This is a genomic window from Streptomyces griseochromogenes (assembly GCF_001542625.1).
Classification (GTDB): domain Bacteria; phylum Actinomycetota; class Actinomycetes; order Streptomycetales; family Streptomycetaceae; genus Streptomyces; species Streptomyces griseochromogenes.
Map to the genome: position 1 here is coordinate 6220471 of NZ_CP016279.1, position 20363 is coordinate 6240833.

At 73.7% G+C, this 20363-nt stretch carries 23 protein-coding genes; 16 read left to right on the forward strand and 7 right to left on the reverse strand.

What is annotated here, in order from left to right; translation table 11 throughout:
• The first annotated feature begins 24 nt into the window (after positions 1-24).
• The gene (locus AVL59_RS26720) at positions 25-1011 is read left to right on the forward strand and encodes an ArsR/SmtB family transcription factor (RefSeq protein WP_372450294.1); all 987 of its coding nucleotides are present in this window, start codon (positions 25-27) and stop codon (positions 1009-1011) included.
• Between the two features lie 170 nt (positions 1012-1181).
• Here the strand turns inward: AVL59_RS26720 and AVL59_RS26725 are convergent, their stop codons facing one another.
• Complete coding sequence (locus tag AVL59_RS26725; RefSeq protein WP_067309098.1) at positions 1182-2069, reverse strand: NAD(P)-dependent oxidoreductase; 888 nt, start codon at positions 2067-2069, stop codon at positions 1182-1184.
• 79 nt (positions 2070-2148) lie between these two features.
• Between AVL59_RS26725 and AVL59_RS26730 the strand changes: the two genes are divergently transcribed.
• The 3 genes from AVL59_RS26730 (at position 2149) to AVL59_RS26740 (ending at position 5009) form a co-directional block, all read left to right on the forward strand.
• A complete protein-coding gene (locus AVL59_RS26730) occupies positions 2149-2499 on the forward strand; it encodes a winged helix-turn-helix transcriptional regulator (protein ID WP_067309101.1) in 351 nt (116 codons plus the stop codon).
• 723 nt (positions 2500-3222) lie between these two features.
• Positions 3223-3792 (forward strand): TetR/AcrR family transcriptional regulator, encoded by a 570-nt coding sequence (locus AVL59_RS26735; RefSeq protein WP_067309103.1) that lies wholly within the window; start codon positions 3223-3225, stop codon positions 3790-3792.
• Positions 3793-3821: 29 nt separating this feature from the next.
• Complete coding sequence (locus tag AVL59_RS26740; protein WP_067309106.1) at positions 3822-5009, forward strand: GDSL-type esterase/lipase family protein; 1188 nt, start codon at positions 3822-3824, stop codon at positions 5007-5009.
• Between the two features lie 22 nt (positions 5010-5031).
• On the opposite strand, the gene AVL59_RS26745 is transcribed toward AVL59_RS26740, so the two are convergent.
• Together AVL59_RS26745 and AVL59_RS26750 are read right to left on the reverse strand one after the other, a co-directional pair.
• Positions 5032-5682 (reverse strand): class F sortase, encoded by a 651-nt coding sequence (locus tag AVL59_RS26745; protein ID WP_067309109.1) that lies wholly within the window; start codon positions 5680-5682, stop codon positions 5032-5034.
• Positions 5683-5793: 111 nt separating this feature from the next.
• Positions 5794-6399 carry a hypothetical protein gene (locus AVL59_RS26750; protein WP_067309112.1) on the reverse strand — a complete coding sequence of 202 codons (606 nt, stop codon included), beginning with the start codon at positions 6397-6399 and terminating at the stop codon, positions 5794-5796.
• 1094 nt (positions 6400-7493) lie between these two features.
• Here AVL59_RS26750 and AVL59_RS26755 point away from each other — a divergent pair.
• Positions 7494-8492, forward strand: a complete 999-nt coding sequence (locus tag AVL59_RS26755; protein ID WP_067309114.1) for a Vgb family protein — start codon at positions 7494-7496, stop codon at positions 8490-8492.
• Between the two features lie 122 nt (positions 8493-8614).
• The gene (locus AVL59_RS26760; protein ID WP_067309116.1) at positions 8615-9490 is read left to right on the forward strand and encodes an SCO6745 family protein; all 876 of its coding nucleotides are present in this window, start codon (positions 8615-8617) and stop codon (positions 9488-9490) included.
• Between the two features lie 74 nt (positions 9491-9564).
• On the opposite strand, the gene AVL59_RS26765 is transcribed toward AVL59_RS26760, so the two are convergent.
• Together AVL59_RS26765 and AVL59_RS26770 are read right to left on the reverse strand one after the other, a co-directional pair.
• Positions 9565-10773: a cytochrome P450 gene (locus AVL59_RS26765; protein ID WP_067309117.1), complete on the reverse strand. Its 1209-nt coding sequence runs from the start codon at positions 10771-10773 to the stop codon at positions 9565-9567.
• Positions 10770-11480, reverse strand: coding sequence for a cyclodityrosine synthase (locus tag AVL59_RS26770; RefSeq protein ID WP_237281683.1), 711 nt, complete (start codon positions 11478-11480; stop codon positions 10770-10772). Before AVL59_RS26770 ends, AVL59_RS26765 begins: the two co-directional genes overlap by 4 nt.
• Positions 11481-11668: 188 nt before the next feature.
• Here AVL59_RS26770 and AVL59_RS26775 point away from each other — a divergent pair, with 188 nt between their 5' ends.
• The 8 genes from AVL59_RS26775 to AVL59_RS52595 all read left to right on the forward strand — a co-directional run bounded on the left by AVL59_RS26775 (position 11669) and on the right by AVL59_RS52595 (position 17833).
• Complete coding sequence (locus AVL59_RS26775) at positions 11669-12544, forward strand: fructosamine kinase family protein (protein WP_067309120.1); 876 nt, start codon at positions 11669-11671, stop codon at positions 12542-12544.
• A gap of 172 nt (positions 12545-12716) precedes the next feature.
• On the forward strand, positions 12717-12908 hold the full coding sequence (tgmA, locus tag AVL59_RS26780) for a putative ATP-grasp-modified RiPP (RefSeq protein ID WP_067309123.1): 192 nt from the start codon (positions 12717-12719) through the stop codon (positions 12906-12908).
• A gap of 17 nt (positions 12909-12925) precedes the next feature.
• Positions 12926-13909, forward strand: a complete 984-nt coding sequence (tgmB, locus tag AVL59_RS26785) for an ATP-grasp ribosomal peptide maturase (RefSeq protein WP_067309126.1) — start codon at positions 12926-12928, stop codon at positions 13907-13909.
• Positions 13910-13944: 35 nt separating this feature from the next.
• Positions 13945-14841 carry a Gfo/Idh/MocA family protein gene (locus AVL59_RS26790; RefSeq protein WP_067309128.1) on the forward strand — a complete coding sequence of 299 codons (897 nt, stop codon included), beginning with the start codon at positions 13945-13947 and terminating at the stop codon, positions 14839-14841.
• A gap of 128 nt (positions 14842-14969) precedes the next feature.
• Positions 14970-15674 (forward strand): response regulator transcription factor, encoded by a 705-nt coding sequence (locus AVL59_RS26795; RefSeq protein ID WP_067309130.1) that lies wholly within the window; start codon positions 14970-14972, stop codon positions 15672-15674.
• Positions 15671-17134, forward strand: coding sequence for a sensor histidine kinase (locus AVL59_RS26800; protein WP_067309133.1), 1464 nt, complete (start codon positions 15671-15673; stop codon positions 17132-17134). Before AVL59_RS26795 ends, AVL59_RS26800 begins: the two co-directional genes overlap by 4 nt.
• A gap of 55 nt (positions 17135-17189) precedes the next feature.
• Complete coding sequence (locus tag AVL59_RS26805) at positions 17190-17591, forward strand: hypothetical protein (protein WP_067309136.1); 402 nt, start codon at positions 17190-17192, stop codon at positions 17589-17591.
• A complete protein-coding gene (locus AVL59_RS52595) occupies positions 17591-17833 on the forward strand; it encodes a hypothetical protein (RefSeq protein WP_067309137.1) in 243 nt (80 codons plus the stop codon). The genes AVL59_RS26805 and AVL59_RS52595 overlap by 1 nt, the downstream gene beginning before the upstream one ends.
• A 93-nt stretch (positions 17834-17926) precedes the next feature.
• Here the strand turns inward: AVL59_RS52595 and AVL59_RS52600 are convergent, their stop codons facing one another.
• Positions 17927-18070 (reverse strand): hypothetical protein, encoded by a 144-nt coding sequence (locus AVL59_RS52600; protein WP_159400087.1) that lies wholly within the window; start codon positions 18068-18070, stop codon positions 17927-17929.
• Between the two features lie 63 nt (positions 18071-18133).
• Complete coding sequence (locus tag AVL59_RS26815) at positions 18134-18400, reverse strand: hypothetical protein (protein ID WP_159400088.1); 267 nt, start codon at positions 18398-18400, stop codon at positions 18134-18136.
• Positions 18401-18539: 139 nt separating this feature from the next.
• Here AVL59_RS26815 and AVL59_RS26820 point away from each other — a divergent pair, with 139 nt between their 5' ends.
• Both AVL59_RS26820 and AVL59_RS26825 read left to right on the forward strand, forming a co-directional pair.
• A complete protein-coding gene (locus tag AVL59_RS26820) occupies positions 18540-19646 on the forward strand; it encodes a PP2C family protein-serine/threonine phosphatase (protein ID WP_067309141.1) in 1107 nt (368 codons plus the stop codon).
• Positions 19647-19883: 237 nt separating this feature from the next.
• Complete coding sequence (locus tag AVL59_RS26825; protein ID WP_067309143.1) at positions 19884-20351, forward strand: hypothetical protein; 468 nt, start codon at positions 19884-19886, stop codon at positions 20349-20351.
• Positions 20352-20363 lie beyond the last annotated feature (12 nt).

The following is a 20363-nucleotide window of genomic DNA, read 5'->3' on the forward strand; positions in this document are numbered from 1 at the left end:
GGGTGAATCCTCGGGGGCTCGGGCGTGGCGGACCTGCTGTTCTCGGTGCGGGACCTGGCGCACACCCGCTTCGCCGTGAGCCCCATGTGGGAGGTCGGTCCGGGCTTCCGGCTTCTGCGCGCCCGGACGGCGCATCCGGTCCACCGGACCTGGCTGGACCGGACACGGCCCCGCGTCCTGGCCGCCGGGCTGGACCGGGGCTGGCTGGCCGAGCTGATCCCGCCGTCCGGTTACGTCCCCGACTTCCTCAACCCGACGCCTTCGGGCCCGGCTCCCGCCCTGGCCGCCGAGCTGGACGGCATCGCCGCCGCGCCGCCCGGGCGGGTCCGGGACGACCTCGACCGCCTGCGCCGCGAACAGGGCGGCCTCGGACCGCGGGCACGCGCCCTGTACGCCCGCCCGGAGGCACGGCTCTCCCGGGTCGTCGAGGAGATAGAGACGTTCTGGGAGGTGGCGTACGCCCCCTACTGGGCGCGGATCAGGGCCGTGCTGGACGCGGATGTGTCCCACCGCGCGCGCCAGGTCGCCGAGCACGGCGCGGCCCGTCTCCTCAACGATCTGCACGCCTCGGTGCGCTGGGACGACGACACGCTCCGTCTGCTGCGCCGGCACCGCGCCCTGTCCCGGACGACGACGGGGCCGGGGATGCTGCTGATCCCCTCGGTATTCACCGGCCCGCTCCCGCTGACCAGGGTGACGCCGCCCGATCCGCCCCAACTCGCCTATCCGGCCCGGGGCATCGGCTCGCTGTGGGAACCGAGGCAGCGCACCCGTACCGATGCCCTGGCCGGTGTGCTCGGGCGTTCCCGGACGCTGTTGCTGACCGAGCTGGACAGCCCTGCCTCCACCACCGAACTGGCCACCCGGACCGGGCTGTCCGCGGCCGGCGTCTCCCAGAACCTGACGGCGCTTCGGGACGCCGGCCTGGTCAGCGCCCACCGGGCGGGCCGCTGGGTGCTGTACGCGAGGACACCGGCCGGGGAGTCACTGCTGGCGGCCGCGTGTCCGTGAAGGCCGCGGGACGCCCGCCGGGGCGCCTGCGTCCGCGACCACGAAGCCATCAGCACTGCCAGGCCGCCAGCACCGCCGAGCCGGCCGCGCCCGTTCCTAGGCGACAGCCGGCTCGGTGAGCAGTTCACGAAGTAGGGCCGCCCGGTGGCGGTCCTTCTGGACCGCACCGCTCAGTGGCGCCCGAGCACCTCCGCGACCCGGATGAACCCGTCCGTGCCGTGGCCGAGGCCGATGACCCGGCGGGCCATTCCCTCGGTCGCGCGCATCACGCCCGCGTCGATCCCGTGGCTCTCGGAGACGGCGACGACATGGGCCATGGTCGAGACGGCCGAGGTGATGGGGTTGATCGCCCCGGAGTAGGTGCCGCTGTCGGCGTCCTCGGCGAACTCGGCGAAGAGCGGCGGAAGGATCGCGCCGATGCCCTGGGCGAACGGCGCCAGTTCCCGGGCGGTGACGCCCTCGGCCCGGGCGATCGCCACGGCGTGCGCGTAGCCGGCCATCGCGGTCCAGAAGATGTCGAGCAGCGCGATGTCGAAGGTGGCGGCGCGCCCGATCTCCTCGCCGAGGTGGCTGTGTGTACCGCCCAGGGCCTCCAGGCGGGGCAGGTGCTCCTGGAAGAGGTCCCGCGGGCCGCTGTGCAGGAACACGGCGTCCGGTGTGCCGATGCTGGGGGCGGGTGTCATGATCGCGCCGTCCAGATAGCGGATGCCGTGGGCGGCCGCCCAGTCGGCCGTGCCGCGCGCACGGTCCGGGGTGTCGGCGGTGAGGTTGACGACGGTACGGCCCTTGAGCGCCCGGGTCACCGCCTCGCCCCGCAGGATCGAATCGGCGGCGTCGTAGTCGACCACGCAGACGACGACCAGGTCGCTCGCGGCGACGGCCTCCTCGGCGGTGGCGGCACCGGCCGCGCCCTGTCCGGTCAGCTCGTGGGCGCGGCCCGGCGTACGGTTCCAGACCGTGGTCCGCAGCCCCGCCTTCAGGAAGGCGGCCGCGAGCGAGCGGCCCATCGGGCCGAGACCGAGCACGGTGACGGTGGACGGTGCGTAGGGTGTGGACATGATTCAACTCCCGTATGCATAAAGATAAGTGGCGAAAGGACAGTCGAAGGGGCTGTGCCGGGAAACGAAGGGGACGAGGATGACGCGCGGCCGCGCCCGGGATCCGAACGTGTGCGGAGTGACCGCCGCGATCGCCGTGATCGACGGCAAGTGGAAGACGCACCTGCTCTGGCTTCTGGAGTCCGGCCCGTACCGGCCCGGCGAACTGCGGCGCCGGCTGCCGGGGCTGAGCGAGAAGGTGCTGACTCAGGCGCTGCGCGAGATGGAGTCGGACGGGCTGGTGCACCGGGAGGTGCACGACGTGCTGCCGCCGAAGACCGTGTATTCGCTGACCGGGTTCGGCCGCGACCTGGCCGAGGCCCTGGCTCCGCTGTCCGACTGGGGCCATCGCCGTCTGGAACGGCTCGTCGAGGCCGAGCCGGCGTCCTGAAGCACTGTCATCCTCCTCTCCGTCTCCCGTCCCGGCGGCCCCTGCCCTCGCACCACAGCCTCTCCCGGTGGAGCGGGGCTGCCAAGTACCCACAAAAAAGTGGGTGTTCCCCGGCGTCGGCCTGACTCTTGACGCGCCTCGACTCCGATGGGACACACTCGTCCGTCGTGGTGCGGGCACCCGTGACCCTCGCGGACCGAGAGGAACCCGCCATGGACCGGCCGCTCCCCGCCCGGCACCTGCGCCCCGATGGACTGCAACAGCTGGGACCGCCACAGCACCACGGCCACCGAGGACGAGGTGCTCGCGAACGCCCGTTTCCTGCGGGAGCATCTGCTCGCGCACGGCCGGGACACCGTCGTGGTGGACATCCAGTGGTACGAGCCGAGGGCCCGAGCCCATGGCTACAACCCCGTCGCCCCGCTGGTCCCGCGCCGAGCGCGGCGAGGACCGGCTGTGCCGTCTCACCCGCCCCGCGCAGATCGGCCTGCTCACCCTGTGGCTGATCTCCCGTTCGCCGCTGAGGATGGACGACGGCCTGCCCTCCGGCCCACCGAAGACCCTCGAACCGCTCACCACTGACGCGGCGTTGGCCGTGCGCTGTGGCACAGCACCGGCAACCATGAGGTGCTCCGCGAGCGGGAGCTCAGCTATAGCACTCTGCTATTTGCCTAAAGCTTTTAGGCAGGTGCATAATTTCTTTCGGTTCACGGGAGGAAGCTCATGGTGCGCGCAGGTCTGTCCACGGAGCGTCTCGTCCGTGCGGGAGCGGAGCTGGCCGACGAGGTCGGCTTCGAGCAGGTGACGGTGTCCGCGCTGGCCCGCCGGTTCGACGTCAAGGTCGCCAGCCTGTACTCGCATCTGAAGAACTCCCAGGACCTGAAGACCCGGATCGCCCTGCTCGCGCTGGAGGAACTGGCCGACCGGGCAGCCGACGCGCTGGCCGGGCGGGCCGGCAAGGACGCCCTCACGGCCTTCGCCGACGTGTACCGCGACTACGCCCGCGAGCACCCGGGCCGCTACGAGGCGGCCCGGTTCCGGCCGGACCCGAAGACGGCCGCGGCGAGCGCCGGGGGCCGGCACGCGCAGATGACCCGGGCGATCCTGCGCGGTTACGACCTGACGGAACCCGACGAGACCCATGCGGTCCGGCTGCTGGGCAGCGTCTTCCACGGCTACGTCAGCCTGGAGACGGCCGGCGGATTCAGTCACAGCGCCCCCGACGCGCAGGAGTCGTGGACCCGGATCCTGGACGCCCTCGACGCGCTGCTGCGCAACTGGCCGACGCCCTGACCCCGCACCCCGACCGACAGGTACGCACCATGTCCTCCACCCGGCACGACTGGATCACGACGCCCCTGACCGAAGACCTCGTCCGCGGCGCCCTCGATCTGGAGCGCACCGAACACGGGCTGTTGCCGCACCGGCTGCCCGCCCGGGCCCGCGCCCAGTGTGCCGACCCGCAACTGCACATGGCGGAGTCCCAGCCCTCCGGGGTACGCCTGGTCTTCCGCACCCGGGCCACCGCCGTCGAACTCGACACGCTGGCGACCAAACGGGTCTACGTCGGCGCCCCGCCACGCCCTGACGGCGTCTACGACCTGCTCGTCGACGGGCACCCGGCCGGCACCGCCTCGGTCACCGGCGGGGCGAGACTGACGATCGACATGGCCACCGGAACCGTCGAGCACCGGCCCGGCCCGGTCGGCACCGTGCGCTTCACCGGCCTGCCCGGTGAGGCCAAGGACGTCGAGATCTGGCTCCCGCACAACGAGGCCACCGAACTGGTCGCCCTGCGCACCGACGCGCCCGTCGAGCCCGTGCCGGACCGGGGCCGCAAGGTGTGGCTGCACCACGGCAGTTCGATCAGCCACGGCTCGGACGCCGCGAGTCCCACCACCACCTGGCCGGCGCTCGCCGCCCGTCTCGGCGGGGTGGAGCTGATCAACCTGGGCCTCGGCGGCAGCGCGCTCCTCGACCCCTTCACCGCTCGCGCGCTGCGCGACACGCCCGCCGATCTGATCAGCCTCAAGCTCGGCATCAACCTGGTGAACACCGACCTGATGCGGCTGCGCGCCTTCGGTCCCGCCGTCCACGGCTTCCTCGACACGGTGCGCGAAGGCCACCCCGACACTCCGCTGCTCGTGGTCTCGCCGATCCTGTGCCCCATCCACGAGGACACGCCGGGTCCCACAGCCCCGGACCTCAGCGCGCTGAGTGCGGGGCGGCTGCGGTTCCAGGCCTCCGGGGCCCCGGAGGAGCGGGCCCGCGGAAAGCTCACTCTGGGCGTCATCCGGGAAGAGCTGGCCCGGATCGTGCGCGAGCGCGCCGCCGAGGACCCGCGTCTCCATCACCTCGACGGCCGTGACCTCTACGGCGCGTCCGACTTCGCCGAACTGCCGCTGCCCGACGACCTCCACCCGGACGCCGCCGCGCACCACCGGATCGGCGAGCGCTTCGCCGCGCTGGCCCTCGCCCCGGGCGGCCCTCTCTCGGACGGCTCCGTGTGAGCCGTCCGGGTCGGCCCGGAACTCACAGCAGGTGGGCGAAGACCACCAGGTTGTCGGTGTAGTCGTTGACCGTGTGGTCGTAGTCCCCCGCGCAGGTGATGAGCCGCAGCTCGGGGCGCGAGGTGTCGGCGTACACCCGCTTGCTGGGGAAGTCGTCCTTCGGGAAGGTCTCCGTGTCGTCCACGACGAAGCTCGCCCGGCGCCCGTCGGCCCGGTCGACGGAGAACAGGTCGCCCTCCTCCAGCCGGTCGAGGTTGGCGAAGACCGCCGCGGAGGTCGCCGTGTCGACGTGCCCGGCGATGACCGCGGTGCCCTTCTCGCCGGGCGAGGCGCCGTCGACGTACCAGCCGACGAGATTGGTGTTGTCGGAGGGCGGGGGCTCGAGCTGGCCCGAGCCCCCGATGGTGAGGGCGGTGAAGGGGGCGTCCACGGAGATCTTCGGGATGAGGAGCCGCAGCGGCGTGGAGCGGGGCAGCGCCTCACCGGCCCCGCGCGGGTCCGTGCGGGCGGCGCTCGACCCCGAGGCGCGGGACGTGCCCGCGGGGTCGCCGGCCCCGTGGGGGCCGCCGAACACGGTGACGGCGAGGACGACGATCACCACCGCCCACAGGGTCCGCCGCCCGCCGCGGCGGGCACCCTGCTCGCCGGGCGCGGAGGAGGGATCTGCTGCCATCGGACACCACCTCACTCGGGCACGGCAGCAACAGGGATCGGGACGGCGGGCCGTACCGCCGGCGTGTCGCGTGCCGGCGGCGGCCGCGTCCCCTGGTGTGTGGCGGGTCGGTCAGGACACCGGCTCGGTGCCCTTCTTACGGCGCAGCGCGTACATGCCACTGGCGCCTACGGCGAGCACGGCCAGGCCGCCCGCGGTGACCCCGGGCGTGGCGAGGGCGCCGCCTCCGGTGTGCATGCCGCCGCGCGGCTTGCCGTGACCGCCGCCCCCGCCCTGGTCGCCCTTCTCACGGCCGCCGCCGCCCTCGTCGTCATCGTCCTCGTCGTCGCTGTCCTCGCCCTTGCCCTTGCCCTCGTCCCGGTAGGTCTCGGGGTCGAACCTGCTGTCGTCCCGGTCCGAGCCCCGGTCGTCACCCCGCACCGCGGCGAGCGCACCGCCACCCGTGTGCATTCCGCCGCGCGGTCCGCGGTGGCTGCTGTCGTCGTCGTTCTCCGTGCTGTAGTCGTTGTCGTGGTCCCTCCCGGAGCCCTTGTCGTGGTCGCTGTCGGAGTCACTGTCGCGGTCACGGCCGGAGCCGCTGTCGCGCTCCTTGCTGTGCGAGGAGTCGTCCCGGCCTCCGTCGTTCCCGGCGGCCACGGCGAGCGCGGCGCCAGGTACGGCGAAGGCCAGGGCGGCGGTGGCCGCCGCCGTGGCGAGCAGAAGGCGGGCAGAACGCATGTCGGTGTCCTCTCGCCGTGGCCGGGCAGCGGATACGGCATCAGCTGAATGGACCCGGCCTCGACATGAACCACCGTCAGTCAGGTCCTCGCGGCGCACCATCCGGGCCGCCCAGCCGGGTCATGGCGCCACCCGTCTGTCCCAGCGACACGCCGGAGGACCCCCCGTTTGAGGCCAATCCGGTGTGACCCGGCGGCACGCCGCTCGGCCAGTACCCGGGCCGTGCCGCCGCCCGCCCCTCCGGTCCCCGGGCCCGCTTCCTGTCCGGCAGGCCCCGCTCCCACGCCCGCCCGATGCACATCAGGGAGAGGCCGCGCAGGACGGCCCAGCCGCGCGGCCCGCCGGGCCGTCGGCTCGTCGACCTGCCCGTACGCCTGGGGGAAGCGTGTGCTCGCGCCCTCGGGCAGGAGCAGTCGGGCGGCCGCAGGTCGGTCGCGCAGAGGTCACCGACATCGGCCACACCGGCGAGGGGGCCCTCCGCGGTGAGCACGTCGGCCGGGTGGAGGTCGCCGTGCAGCCGGACGGGTCGCCCGTCCCGTCCGGGGCGGCGAGGGCCTCGGCCCAGACGGAGCGGGCGGCGGCAACGTCTTCGGCGGGCAGGGGTCCGCGATGTCCCCGAGCCGTGCCTCGAACTCGTCCGGACGGGTGGGGGCGGGCCGCGCAGGGGGTTGCGTGGGACGTCGGCGGGCGCGGGCAGACGCAGGATGCCCGCCAGCCGGTCGGCGGCACGCTTGCCGCGGGTGGCCGGGGAAGGTGGGCGCCGGGCTCCCCGAGGCGTTCGGGCCGGGGCTGCTGATCGCGCTGTGCGTCGAGTGGGAGCGGCCCGGCTGGTACGTCGTCGGAGCCCTGTTCGCCGTGACGGACCTCCTCGCGCCGCTCGCGGTCGGCCCGGCGCGACACGGGCGACTCGCCCCCTCACCCCTGCGCCGATCGTGCCGCGGGTACGGGCCGTGCCCTGACCCGTCCCCCGTCCCCGTCCCCCGTCCAGGCCGGTCCGGTCGTACGACGGTGCGGGCGCCCCTAGCCTGAATCCGACGTTCCATCAGCCGCCGGCGGTGTCCCTCTCCCCGGACCCGCTTGGAAGGGGCCGCCCCATGTCCGGCGCAGCCATGCTCGGGCGAGCGATCCGCCGCCTCCTCCCGGCCTGCCTGGGTGCCCTGCTCGGGGTCACCGCCGTCGCCGCCCCGGCCCGGGCCGACGCCGGTGATGTGACGGAGTATCCGATCACCACCGCGCCCCGCACCCTCCCCGCCGGTATCACCGCCGGACCGGACGGGGCACTGTGGTTCGCTGCGTCCGGAGCCGGCCGGATCGGGCGGATCACCACGGAGGGCGAGCTGACCGACTTCCCCACCTCGAACCCGGACAGCCTCCCCTTCGCCATCACGGCCGGCCCCGACCGCGCGCTGTGGTTCACCGAGGGGACCGCGAACAGGATCGGCCGGATCACCACCGCCGGACACCTCACGGAGTTCCCGGTGCCGACGGCGGACGGTTTCCCGGCCGGGATCGCGGCGGGGGCCGACGGAGCCCTGTGGTTCACCGAGCAGAACGGCGGCAGGATCGGCCGGATCACCACCGCCGGGCACATCACCGAGTACGCGGTCCCAGCCCCGAGCGCCTCCCCCTGCTCGATCGCGGCGGGCGCGGACGGCGCCCTGTGGTTCACCGAGCTGACCGGCGGGAAGATCGGGCGGATCGACTTCAGCGGCCGGATCACCGAGTTCCCGCTGCCCCGTGGCTCCGGCTTCCCCGAGGCGATCGTCGCCGGACCGGGCGGGATGTGGTTCACCGCGTCCGGCGCGGGCTCGGTCGCCCGGATCGACCGCGCCGGACACGTCACCCGGTTCCCGCTGCCCGACCGGGACAGCGGCCCGAGCGGCATCGCCCTCGGACCGGACGGCCGGGTCTGGTACACCGACCAGGCCGGACGCATCGGACGGGTCGACGCGACCGGGAGGATCACCACCTTCCCGGTGAAGGGGGGCGCGGACACGGTGCCGTTCCGTATCACCGCGGGTCCCGGTCACGGGATGTGGTTCACCGAGCTGTTCGGCAATGCGGTCGGGCGCCTCCGGACCCTTCCCCGGTGATCGCCCGGTGACGGCGAAGGGCCGCGGGAGACGGAAATCCGGCCGCAGCCGCTTGTTATGACATCCGTCATAGAGCAGGCTGGTGCCGACAGCGGGACAGGCCGACGCGGTGGGAGGAAGCGGTGGCGGGCGGGACGGCGCGGGGGATGTGGGAGCGGTACGAGCCGGTGCACGATCTCGTGTACTTCGCACCCGAGGCACGACGGGCGGCGGACCGGCTGGGGATGCGCGGGTTCTGGATGGGGTACTTCGCGCTGCGGGCGGCGCCGCTGGGCGCGGTGTCCCCGGCCGTGGTGACGAGTGGTTTCTATGTCTTCCATCCCGCCCGGGTGGCCCGCGCCCTGCCCGACGCATGGGGGTACGCCGCTCCGGCGAATGTGCTGGCGGCCCGGTGGGATGCCATGGACGCGGCGATGACCCGTGTGTTCGGGCCGGAGAGGGCGGGGTCGGCCGACCTCGCGGAGGCGGCCGATCTCGCGTGGGAGGCGGCGGCCGCGGCGGACACGCCGGGGCGGGTCCTGGCCGCCGCGAACCAGGCGCTGGAGCGGCCGGAGCGGCCGACGGTGCGGCTGTGGCAGGCCCTGACGACCTTGCGCGAGCACCGGGGTGACGGGCATGTCGCGGTCCTGGTGGGCCTCGGCATCGGGCCCGTCGAGGCCATGGTGCTCAAGGCGGCCGCCGGGGAGTCGGACGGATCGTTCCTGCGGGAGACCCGCCAGTGGGAGGCGGCGGACTGGGCCGCCGCCGAGGCCGCTCTGCGCGAGCGTGGCCTCCTCGCCGAGGACGGGTCGCTGACCCGGGCGGGCGCGGCCCGGCGCGATGTGATCGAGACCCGGACGGACGACGCGGCCGAGCGCCCGTGGAGCGCGCTCGGCGCGGAGCGCACCGCGCGCCTCGCCGAGCTGCTGGAGCCGCTGGCCCGCGCGGTCCAGGACTCGGGACTGCTGCCGCCCGGCAACCCGGTGGGCCTGACCCGAGGGCGTCTCACCGGTCGGTGAGGCCCGGGTACGTCGGCGTCCCCGCCCGGGGTGCCGGGCCGGGACGCCGTACGGACGTACGGAGCGCCTTCGGGCTACCAGGTCACCGGCAGCCGTTCGGGGATCCGCTTCATGAACCCGGTGCGCCACACCAGTTGGCCGGACGGCACGGCGAGTGCCAGCTCCGGCAGGCGGTCGAGCAGGACCTCCAGGGCGATCCGGGCGTGCGCGCGGCCCAGGGCGGTCGCCGGGCAGTAGTGGGCGCCGCCGCCGAAGGAGAGGTGGTCGGCGGTGTTGTCACGGTGGACGTCGAAGCGGTGCGGGTCGGGGAACTTCTCCGGGTCGAGGTTGGCGCCCTCCACCAGGACCAGGACCAGTTCGCCCGCGCGGACCTCCACGTCGCCGAGCCGGACGTCCTCCAGGGCGAGGCGCGGCAGGGCGTCGCCGATGGAGAGGTTCACCCGCAGCAGCTCCTCCACGCCCGGTCCGATCAGGTCGGGGCGGTCGCGCAGCAGGTCCCATGCGATGGGGTGGGTGAGCAGGTAGACCAGGGCCATGGCGAGGAAGCCCGAGGTGGAGATGACACCGGCGCCGAACATGGTGACGCCGACCGTGGCCAGCATCTCGTCGGTCAGATGGGCGTAGTCGGGGTCGTCGCGCAGGGCGGCGAGTTCGCCCATCAGGCCGTGCGTGGCCGGGTCGTCCAGCAGGCCGGACATCCGGGCGATGTCCCGGTCCCAGTTGATCCTCGCGCCGGTGATCGGGCACGGCGAGTTCATGAAGGCGATGTCGAGGCTGCGCAGGAAGGCCGGGGCCTCGGTTTGCGGGATGCCGAGGATGCGGCAGTGCATGCCCGCCGAGTAGGGCTCGCAGAACGCCGCGCGCAGATCCGTCGTCGGGCCGTCGGCCTCCATCAGGTCCACCAGACGGTGGGCCTCGGCACGCAGCCACTCCGTCAGGCCGGGCGCCTTGGGGTTGAGCGCCTTCAGCACCGCACGGCGCAGCCCCGCCCCGGTGATGTTGCCCATGTTGTTCACGACCTCGGGCGGGATCGTGAGCGCGTACTGGCGGGGCACTCCGGGGGCGGAGGTGTCCTTGAGGGAGAAGCGGTCGTCCTTCAGGACCTGCCGGCACAGCTCGTAGGAGGACACCAGCCAGGCCTCGTCGCCGGCGATGGTCCGCACGCGCCGTACGGGGGTGGCGGCGCGCAGGTCCTCGACTTCGGCGGGCGGGCGGGTGCCGTCCCAGGAGAAGGGGAAGTCCAGCAGGGCTGGGTACGTGCGGAGGTCGGGGGCGGTGGTCATGCCGCGGCTCCTTCGGGGGCGGCGGGCGTCACGATGGCGTGGCCCTGGTTGCGGGAGGCGCGCAGACCGGCGCCGCGGGAGTACAACAGCTCGGCCATCGGCAGCAGTTGGTGGTAGCAGTTGAGCGAGGACGGGACCTTGAGGATGGCGGGGGTGTCGAGGAAGAGCGGAGCCTCGGCGCACACGTACTCCAGACACACGGTGCGCTGCCGCTCGCTCACCGTCTCGCCGCGGGCCGACAGGAAGCGGCTCACCAGGGCGTCGCAGACGGCGCGGAAGTCGCTGTCCGCCTGCAGCCGGCTCTTCAGCCGCTGGTGGATCTCCTGGTAGGCGGGGTTGGTGCGGAAGGCCGACATCGGCTGCCAGTCGAGCCGCTTGCCCTCCGGGTCGGCCGCGGAGACCGCGTCACGGACCTTCGCGCGCACGCCCCGCAGGTTCTTCACCGCTTTGCGGCGGGCCTCGTCCGGCGCGTAGCCGGACGCCTCGTACATTTCGGCCACGTACAGATCGGTGTAGACGAAATCGACCCTGTCGAAGTGGTCCAGGCCCCAGCGGGCGAGGTCGTGCAGGCGTTGGGCGGAAAAGTAGCTGTTGCCCGGCGACACGCCGATGACGGCGTGTGCGCCCTCGCCGAAGATGACTTCGCAGTGAGAGGTGTAGGGCTGAACCTCGAAGACGTCGGCCATCAGCACGGATGCTGTGGTCAAAGGGGGAACCCTCCGCCGCGCGCTAGTCCCGACAGGGCCCTGTGCCCCTGGTGTGGCGACGCGGCGGGATCACGCTAGCCGTACGAAGCCAACACGGGTAGTAACTGCCTGGGTTTGGCCGAAAACAGTCGTATCAACGGTCGAAGTGCCTTCAGGAGAGCCTCATTTACGGGTCGTACGCTGAGGCCGTGGCCAACCGAGGCGAAGATCGCGAAGAACCAGGACATGCGGCGTCCCGGCTCACCGGGCGCCGGGTCGCGGGTACGCGGGCGGCGTCCGCCTCGCCCGCCGAAGTCACGCTCGAGGGCGGGCTGGTGGTGATGGTCAAGCGCGGCGACGCCCCCGGCGCCGTCCGCGCGGAGGTGGCCGGGCTGCGCTGGCTCGGCGAGTCGGGCGCGGTCCGGGTGCCGGAGGTGTTCGGCCATGACGAGTCGTGGATGGTCACCGAGCGCGTGCCGACCGGCCCTCCCGACGGCGAGGCGGCCCTGCGTTTCGGCCGCGCCCTGGCCGCCCTGCACGCCGCCGGAGCACCCGCCTTCGGGGCACCGCCGCCCGGCGGGCCCGAGGATGCCTACATCGGCCTCGCGCCCATGCGCAACGCACCGGGCGCCGACTGGCCCACCTGGTACGCCGAGCACCGGGTACTGCCGTACGCGCGCCGCGCCGTCGACGCCGGCACCGTGCGGCCTGGCCAGGCCGCGGTGATCGAGCGGGTCTGCGAGCGGCTCGCGGATCTCGCCGGGCCGGCCGAGCCGCCCGCGCGACTGCACGGCGACCTGTGGAACGGCAATGTGCTGTGGGGCACCGACGGGGAGGTCCGGCTGATCGACCCCGCCGCGCACGGCGGGCACCGGGAGACCGACCTGGCGATGCTTCGGCTGTTCGGCTGTCCTCATCTGGACCGGGTGCTGGCCGGATACCAGGAGGCGGCACCACTGGCCGACGGCTGGCAGCGGCGCGTCGGCCTGCACCAGCTCTTCCCGCTCCTGGTGCACACGGTCCTCTTCGGCGGCGGATACGGCGAACAGGCCCTCACCGCGGCCCGCGACGCCCTGGCGGGATGATGGGCGGCCGGGACGAATCGGCGGCACCGCGGCGCAGCCTCGCGGCCTCCGTCGGCGTCCTACTACCCGACGCCCCGAACGACCCTGCTCCGGACCATGATTACGGAGCGTAAGGAAACCAATCACTCGTTCGATTCGTATAAGGACGTGAAAGCCGAATCAGGGAGAGACCATGCAACCGTTCACGCTCAACTACGCACGGCCCGCTGTGCAGTTGGACGTCACCATTCCGTACGCGTACGACTCCGGACTGCAGTTGAACGTCCTCCCGGACGGCCGGATCGCCGCCACCGACCACACCACCTTGAGAGCACTGGGGACAACGACGTCAACGGCCGGCTCCAAGACGCACTTCGACGACTGAACGCGGGCCTGTGGAAGATGACCGTGCTCATCCTGACCAGTGAAGAGGACGTGACGGCGGACATGGTGGTCCTCCGGCTGGGCGAGGCGGGCGTGCCCGTGGTCCGGCTCGACCCTGCCGACCTCACCAACGGGGTGGCTCTGTCGGGCGAGTACGTGCAGGGCGCCTGCCGCGGACATCTGTCCGTCGGCGGGCGCCTGGTGAGCATGAACGGCCTGCGCTCCATCTGGGTGCGCAGGCCGGGTGAGGCGGCCGCACGCGCCGCCCAGCCCTCGGCCTGGCTGACGGAGGAGTCGTCCCAGGCGCTGTACGGCATGCTGCGCTGTACGGACGCGCGCTGGATGAACCACCCGGACGCGGCCCGCCGCGCCCGCCACAAGCCCTGGCAGCTGCGGCTCGCCCAGGACAGCGGGCTCGCGGTGCCGGCCACGCTGATCACGACGTTCCCGCAGGCGGCCCGGGAGTTCGCCGAACGCTTCCCGGACCTGGTGGTCAAGCCCGTCTCCGGCGCCCATCCGCAGGAACCGCCGCGGGCGGTGCCCACCAGTCGGGTCGCTCCGGACGCCGACTTCGCCGCCGTCGCCTTCGGCCCGACGCTGTTGCAGCGCCGGGTCTCGAAACGGGCCGACATCCGGCTCACGGTCGTCGGCGACCGGCTGCTGGCCGCGCGCAAGCCGGCCGATCCGGACGCCCACCCCGACGAGGTGGACGTCCGCTTCGCCCGGTCCGTCTCCCCCTGGCTCCCGGCGGACGTGCCCCCGCGCGTCGCCGAAGCCGTCCTCCGCTACCTGAAGGACGCCGAACTCGCGTACGGCGCCTTCGACTTCGCGGAGGACGCGGACGGGATCTGGTGGTTCCTGGAGTGCAACCAGTCGGGCCAGTTCGGTTTCGTGGAGATGGACACCGGCCAGCCGATCGCCGAGACCATCGCCCGATGGCTGGCGGGGGACCGGCGAGCGGCGCGGTCGTGCGGCGACGGCGACGGGGAAACGGCATCGTGAAGCTGCGGCTTCCGGCTCGGAGAAAGGAACGCGGCATGCGCATCGGACTGCTCGGAACGGGCCCGTGGGCCCGGGCGGCCTACGCTCCGGCCCTGGCCGGGCACACCGGCCTGGACTTCGCCGGGGTGTGGGGCCGCAGGCCCGAGGCGGCGACGGCGCTGGCGGAGCAGTACGGCGTCGAGGCGTACGACGAGGTGGACGCGCTGCTGGCCGACGTGGACGCGGTGGCGGTGGCGCTGCCGCCGTCCGTGCAGGCCGGGATGGCGGTGCGGGCGGCGCGGGCCGGCCGTCATCTGCTGCTGGACAAGCCCCTGGCGGTGGAGGTCGCCGAGGCACGGGCCGTCGCCGAGGCGGCCGAGCGGGCCCAGGTGGCCTCGGTGGTGTTCTTCACCGCCCGCTTCCAGAAGGAGCCGGATGCCTGGATCGGTGAACAGGCGGCCGTGGCGGGCTGGTTCACGGCGCGGGCGCAGTGGCTCGGATCGGTGTTCACGAGCGACAGCCCGTTCGCGGCCTCGCCGTGGCGGCGCGAGAAGGGCGCGCTGTGGGACGTCGGGCCGCACGCGCTGTCGGTCCTGCTGCCGGTCCTCGGTGACGTACGGCAGGTCCTGGCGGCGGCGTACGGTCCCTCGGACACCGTGCATCTGGTCCTCGACCATGCCACCGGCGCGTCGAGCACGCTCACGCTGAGCCTGACGGCGCCGCCCTCGGCCGCCGGAGCCGATGTGGAGCTGCGGGGCGAGGCCGGGGTGTCGGTGCTGCCGGGGAGTTCCGAGGGCGCGGTCCCCGCCCTCACCCGCGCCGCCGACGCCCTGGTGACCGCGGCTCGCACCGGCCGCCCGCACGCCTGCGACGCCTCGTTCGGACTGCGGGTCACCGAGATCCTCGCCGCGGCCCAGGCCCGGCTCACCGGGAGCCAGAGCCCGGCGGACTAGGGGATGTCTTCCGGGGTCCCCCCACCGCCGGGGACCCGCCTCCGGTCCAGCGCCGTGGTCCACGCGGGGCCCCGCCACAGACGCCCCGAGCACAGGGGCCCTACCCTGGCCGGACGATGAGGAGGGGCATGAGGGAGACGGTGTGCACCGGCGCGGTGCTGGTCGTGGACGACGACGCGGCGATCCGCCGCTCGCTGGAGCGCGGGCTGCGGCTGAACGGCTTCGCGGTGCGTACCGCCGCCGACGGGACGCAGGCGCTCGCCTCGATCGGCCGGACACCGCCGGACGTCCTCGTGCTGGATGTGTCGATGCCCGGGATGAGCGGCATCGAGGTGTGTACACGGCTGCGGGACGAGGGACGCGACCTGCCCGTGCTGATGCTCTCCGCGCTCGACGAGACCGCCGACCGGATAGCCGGGCTGCAGGCGGGCGGGGACGACTACCTGGTCAAGCCGTTCGCCCTGCAGGAACTGGTGCTCAGGCTGCACGCCCTGCTGCGCCGGCGTCCGCCGGCCGGCCGGGAGGTGCTCCGGGTGGCCGGCCTGGTGATCGATCCGGCGGCGCGCACCGCCGAGCGGGACGGCCGGCCACTGGAGCTGACCCGCCGGGAGTTCGAGCTGCTGGAGGTGCTGGCCCGCAACGCCGGGCTGGTTCTCACCCGCGACCAGCTGCTGGAGCGGGTGTGGGGCTACGACTTCGACGTACGCACCGACGCCGTCGACACCTTCGTCAGCTATCTGCGGCGCAAGCTGGAGGCGGAGGGGCACGGCCGGCTGATCCACACGGTGCGCGGGGTCGGCTTCGTGCTCAGGGAAACGCGGGACACGCCGTGAGACTCTCCACCCGTGTCGGCCTCGCCGTCGGCTGCACCGTCCCGCTGCTGGTCCTGGCGTCCGGCTGGCTGCTGCTGCACCTGGTCGCCCGCGATCTGCACCGCGCCGAGGACCAGCACCTGCGCCGGCGCGCGGCGGCCGTCGCCCCGGACGCCCGGGCGCTGCTGCGAGCGTCGCAGAAGGGCCGCCCCAAGGCCGCCGACACCCGGGAACGACAGCTGTTCAGCGCCGCGCTCGACGTCGGTGTGCGGATCGTCGGACCGGAGGCGGTCTTCAGCGGCGGACCCCAGCCCGGGCCCTCGGTGAAGCTGCCCGACCGCACCGCCGGACCGGTCAGCGTCCGCGACGGCGCCCGTGGCTGGCGTGCCCTGGCCCGGCCGATCCGGGGCGCCACCGTCTCCGGCACCCTGTGGGTCTTCTCGCCCGACACCGCCGACCGCACCCAGCTGGGGCTCGTACGGCGCCGGGTGCTGCTCACCGCACTGCTCGCCGCACCCTTGTCCGGGCTGCTCGCCTGGGGCCTGGCCGGCGGCGCGAGCGCACCCCTGCGCCGGCTGACCCGACGCACCGCCGGCCTCGACCCGCGCACCAGCGGCACACGGCTCGACCACACCCGGACCGGGGTGCGCGAGGTCGACGAGCTAGCGGCCACCCTGCGGACCGTCCTCGCCCGCTACGACGAACAGGCCGCGCGCACCGCCGAGGCCCTGGACACCGCCCGCTCCTTCTCCTCCGCGGCCGCGCACGAGTTGCGTACCCCGCTGATGAGCATGGGCACCAACCTGGAGATCCTCGCCGGACATCCCGACCTGCCCGGGCCCGACCGCGCCGAGGTCGTCGCCGACCTGCGGCACGAACACGCCCGGCTGCTGGGCCTGTTGCTCATGCTGCGCGAGCTGGGCCGTGGGGACCTGGTGGAGGCGGAGGCGTTCCGGGACGTCGATCTGTCCGACGTGGCCGACGCCGCCGTCGCCGAGGCCCGCCGCCGCGCTCCGGACGCCGGCATCGGCCTCGACACGGCGCCCGGTCTCACCGTGCACGGCTGGGAGCCGGGCCTCAGGCTGCTGCTCGACAACCTGCTCGGCAACGCCCTCGCCCACGGCCGCGACAGCCAGGGCCGGGCGTGGGTTCAGGTGAGCGTGACCGGTGCCGCGGAGCACGTCCTGATCGCGGTGGAGGACCGTGGGGCCGGTGTACCACCGGATGCCCGGGGCCGGATCTTCGAGCGGTTCCAGCGGGGCCCGGACAGCGGGGGCTCGGGGCTCGGTCTCACCCTCGTCGCCCAGCAGGCGGCCCTGCACGGGGGAAGCGTCGCGGTGACGGACCCGCCGGGCGGTGTGGGAGCGCGCTTCGAGGTGCGGCTGCCCGCGGGGGACGGCGGGCTGCCCGGCCGACGGGACTGGCTGATCGGCACAGACCGGGCAGACCGGTCACAGAGATTCCCCAAAGACGGTCTCTAGCCTCCGTCACGACGGACGGACGACGTGACCGTCCGGGAAGTGAACGGAGAGGCAGATGTACGTACGACGAGGGACGCGCACGCTGCTCGCGGGGCTCGCCGTGACGGCCGTGCTGGCAGGCACGGCGGGGGCGGCGGCCGCGGCCGACAGCACGCCCGCGAAGCCTGCCGGTGACAAGGCCCAAGTGCTGTGCAAGCGGGTGCCGAAGATCGACCGGCGCATCGAGCGGGCCCTGAAGCGGCTGGACGCCGGAACCGACAGGCGCGGCTCCGTTGCCCGCCTGCAGAAGCGCGTCGACGACGCGAAGAAGGCCGGGCACACCGAGATCGCCACCTACCTCCAGGACCGGCTGAACTTCCGCAAGTCGCTGCGCACCAGCCTGCAACAGCGGCAGAAGGACCTGGCCGCGGTCAAGACGTGGTGCCGGGACAACAACGGCGGGAAGGCGGCGGGCTGATGCGGGCCCGGGGTCGGCTGCCGGTCCTCGCGGCCACGGCCGTGGCACTGCTGGTGGCCCTTGCCTCGGGCTGCGCCCGGCACGCCGGCGCCTCCCCGAGGACCACGCCCGGCACCGCGTCCTCGTCCACCGCCCCGGCCGGCACCCCCTCGGGATACGCGCGGATGGAGCAGAAGGTGAACGCGGCCGAGTCGGCGGCGTCAGCGGCCGACCGGGACGCGTCGAGCACCGCGGACCGCTGACCGTCGGTCCCCTGCCGTCGACGCTCCGTGGAACGCCGGTGCTCAAGGCGCACACGGCCGATGCCGGTGCACACGCGGGGGCGCGTCCGTTCCTTACCGCGTCCGCTCCCCCGCGTCCGGTCCACCGGGCTGGTCATTCGTGGCGTCGGGAACCGCCGCCAGGTCGTCCGGTTCGTTCTCGCGGCCCATGACCAGGTGCAGTGTCCACTCCTCGGCGCGCATGGGCTCGACCGTCATCGTGACGTCTGCTCCGCCGGCACCGGGGCTCAGGTCGACCTCGGTGAGGAGCTCGACGGGGCTTCACCGGGCACGAAGTCCACGAGCGTGGTGCAGCACAGCCGGCTGGTGGGCGTGACCTTGGTGAACGTCGTGCGCGACGGCGTTTCCAGCGGCCGCGCCGCAGGCGCGCATGGACTCGACCTGGTCGGGCTCGCTCGCGGTCATGGTGTGGACGAACTCGCCGCCGGGGCGCGGGGCGATCTTGTCGGTGAGCTGCGTGTGCGGCATGTGCGGCATGTGCGCGCAGGGTCCTTTCGGGTTGTCGTACGGGTCCTGCGGCCCGCTCACGGGCGGGCCACCGGACCGCTGACGCCACCGCACCGCGGGCGCGGCCCGCTGTCGCGGCCGACCCCGTGATCGCAGGGACGGTCGATCACGGGCCCTCGCGCAGGGCGACCCGCTCCCGGTGGCGGGGTAGCGTGGGGGTGTGACATCGGTGCGCGGCTGGTCGTCGCGTCGGAACCGGGAGGAGCGCGGCTGGCTGCGGGGCGCACCACCGCCGCGGTGGGTGCGGGTGCTGCCGGTACTGCTTCTCGTGGCGGTGACGGCGGCCACGACCGTCACTCCGCACGCGCGCGATCTCGGATTCCTGCTGGGCGCGATCCCGCCGCTCGCCGTTCTGTCGTACGGTCCGCTGGCCACCGCCGCCCTGGGAGCGCTGGTCGTCGTGGTGCTGAACGTGCCGAGCACCCACCTGGACCGCCCCGGCAACACCGATCTGCTGACCATCGTGTTCGTCGCCCTGCTGAGCGTGTTCGTGTCCTATGTGCGCAGCCGGCGGGATGCCCAGCTGGACACGGAGCGCGCGATCGGTGAGGCGGTGCAGCGAGCCGTGATGCCGCCTTTGCCGGTACGCGTCGGACGGGTCGGGTGCGCCGGTTTCTACCGGGCCGCAGAGGACGGGACGCTGGTCGGCGGGGACTTCTTCGACGTGCGGGAGGGGCCGTACGGCGTCCGCGCGGTGATGGGGGACGTACGGGGGCACGGGCTGTCGGCGGTCGCGACGGTGGTGTCACTGCTGGGCGCCTTCCGGGAGGCGGTGCTGGACCAGCCGGATCTGGAGTCGGTCGCGGCCCGGCTGGACCGCAGGCTGGCGGTGGACGCGGCGGGGGTACGGCACGGCGAGCTGTTCGCGACGGCTGTGCTGCTGGAGTTCACGGCCGACGCGCGTGCGGTGCGGGTGGTCGTCTGCGGGCATCCGGCGCCGGTGCTGCTGCACGACGGGCGGGCCGAGGAGCTGTCCGTGGCGGGGGCCGCTCCGCTCGGCCTGGCCCTGGTCGGCGTCGAGCCGCCCAAGGAGGTCACCGTGCCGCTGGAGCCGGGTGATCGCCTGCTGCTGGCCTCCGACGGGGTCTGGGAGGCCCGGGACGCCTCCGGCGGCTTCTATCCGCTGCCCGAGCGGCTGGCCGCCTTGGCGGACACGGCCTCCGGTGAGCTGGCCGGCGCCGTGTGGGCGGACCTCGGGCGGCGGCGCTACGAGGTCCGCGACGACGCCAGCGTGCTCGTCCTGACACCCGGCACGGCGATCACCTGACCGCTGTGCCGGACCCCGGCGGGGCATGCCGAGGGCGCGATGGTGACACCCCGGCCGACGAACGGATGCTCGGAGTTCGAACGTGACGCCTCAAGCGCCAGGGTTCGCCACCCTTTCCGTACGTGGAGACATCTACCAGCATGCATATGCCGGGTTGGCGTGCGGAGGTGCCGAGTGCCCGGCCACGGCCGTTGTCCGCCCTCGGGTCAGGCGAGCGAGGATCACCCGGAGCAGTGCATGACGAACACGATGTGGATGCGGGGCGTGGAGTGGGCGGCCGCGGCGGCGGCCGATCCCCACGCCTGCGAGAGCGAGTGGGACCGCGGCGAGGGCATCGCGCTGCTGGAGGCGGGCCGGTTCTGGGACGTCCTGAGCGTCCCGGACCGGCTCGGCCTGCTCGCCATGGACCTGCTGTGGCGGCCTGCGCGGCCCTCGCCGGGGCCCACTCTGGTGGACACCGCCGCGGGACGGGTCGGCTTCTTCCTGCCGCCGGACCCGTCCGCGGGCTGGGGCGGCGCCGGCCTGCGGTACGCGACCAAGGGGTCCTGGGTCGCCGTGCCGCCGCCGTACCGGCCCGCCCGCTTCCTGGAGTGGCTGGTCCCGCCGGACGGCACCGGCGCGCTGCACGAGCCCGGCGCCCTGGAGGCGGCGCTGCGGCGAGCCAGCGGCACGCTGGCCGTGCTCGCGCCGCTGTGCGGGGGGTAGCCGAAGCGGATC

Bases quoted from the DNA above. Each gene is read 5' to 3' on its own strand.
- AVL59_RS52600 (WP_159400087.1), bottom strand. From the start codon at position 18,070: ATGACGGTCGAGCCCATGCGCGCCGAGGAGTGGACACTGCACCTGGTC.
- AVL59_RS26795 (WP_067309130.1), top strand. From the start codon at position 14,970: ATGAGGGAGACGGTGTGCACCGGCGCGGTGCTGGTCGTGGACGACGAC.
- AVL59_RS26745 (WP_067309109.1), bottom strand. From the start codon at position 5,682: ATGGCAGCAGATCCCTCCTCCGCGCCCGGCGAGCAGGGTGCCCGCCGC.
- AVL59_RS26790 (WP_067309128.1), top strand. From the start codon at position 13,945: ATGCGCATCGGACTGCTCGGAACGGGCCCGTGGGCCCGGGCGGCCTAC.
- AVL59_RS26735 (WP_067309103.1), top strand. From the start codon at position 3,223: ATGGTGCGCGCAGGTCTGTCCACGGAGCGTCTCGTCCGTGCGGGAGCG.
- tgmA (WP_067309123.1), top strand. From the start codon at position 12,717: ATGCAACCGTTCACGCTCAACTACGCACGGCCCGCTGTGCAGTTGGAC.
- AVL59_RS26805 (WP_067309136.1), top strand. From the start codon at position 17,190: ATGTACGTACGACGAGGGACGCGCACGCTGCTCGCGGGGCTCGCCGTG.
- tgmB (WP_067309126.1), top strand. From the start codon at position 12,926: ATGACCGTGCTCATCCTGACCAGTGAAGAGGACGTGACGGCGGACATG.
- AVL59_RS26765 (WP_067309117.1), bottom strand. From the start codon at position 10,773: ATGACCACCGCCCCCGACCTCCGCACGTACCCAGCCCTGCTGGACTTC.
- AVL59_RS26725 (WP_067309098.1), bottom strand. From the start codon at position 2,069: ATGTCCACACCCTACGCACCGTCCACCGTCACCGTGCTCGGTCTCGGC.
- AVL59_RS52595 (WP_067309137.1), top strand. From the start codon at position 17,591: ATGCGGGCCCGGGGTCGGCTGCCGGTCCTCGCGGCCACGGCCGTGGCA.
- AVL59_RS26750 (WP_067309112.1), bottom strand. From the start codon at position 6,399: ATGCGTTCTGCCCGCCTTCTGCTCGCCACGGCGGCGGCCACCGCCGCC.
- AVL59_RS26755 (WP_067309114.1), top strand. From the start codon at position 7,494: ATGTCCGGCGCAGCCATGCTCGGGCGAGCGATCCGCCGCCTCCTCCCG.
- AVL59_RS26730 (WP_067309101.1), top strand. From the start codon at position 2,149: ATGACGCGCGGCCGCGCCCGGGATCCGAACGTGTGCGGAGTGACCGCC.
- AVL59_RS26740 (WP_067309106.1), top strand. From the start codon at position 3,822: ATGTCCTCCACCCGGCACGACTGGATCACGACGCCCCTGACCGAAGAC.
- AVL59_RS26825 (WP_067309143.1), top strand. From the start codon at position 19,884: ATGACGAACACGATGTGGATGCGGGGCGTGGAGTGGGCGGCCGCGGCG.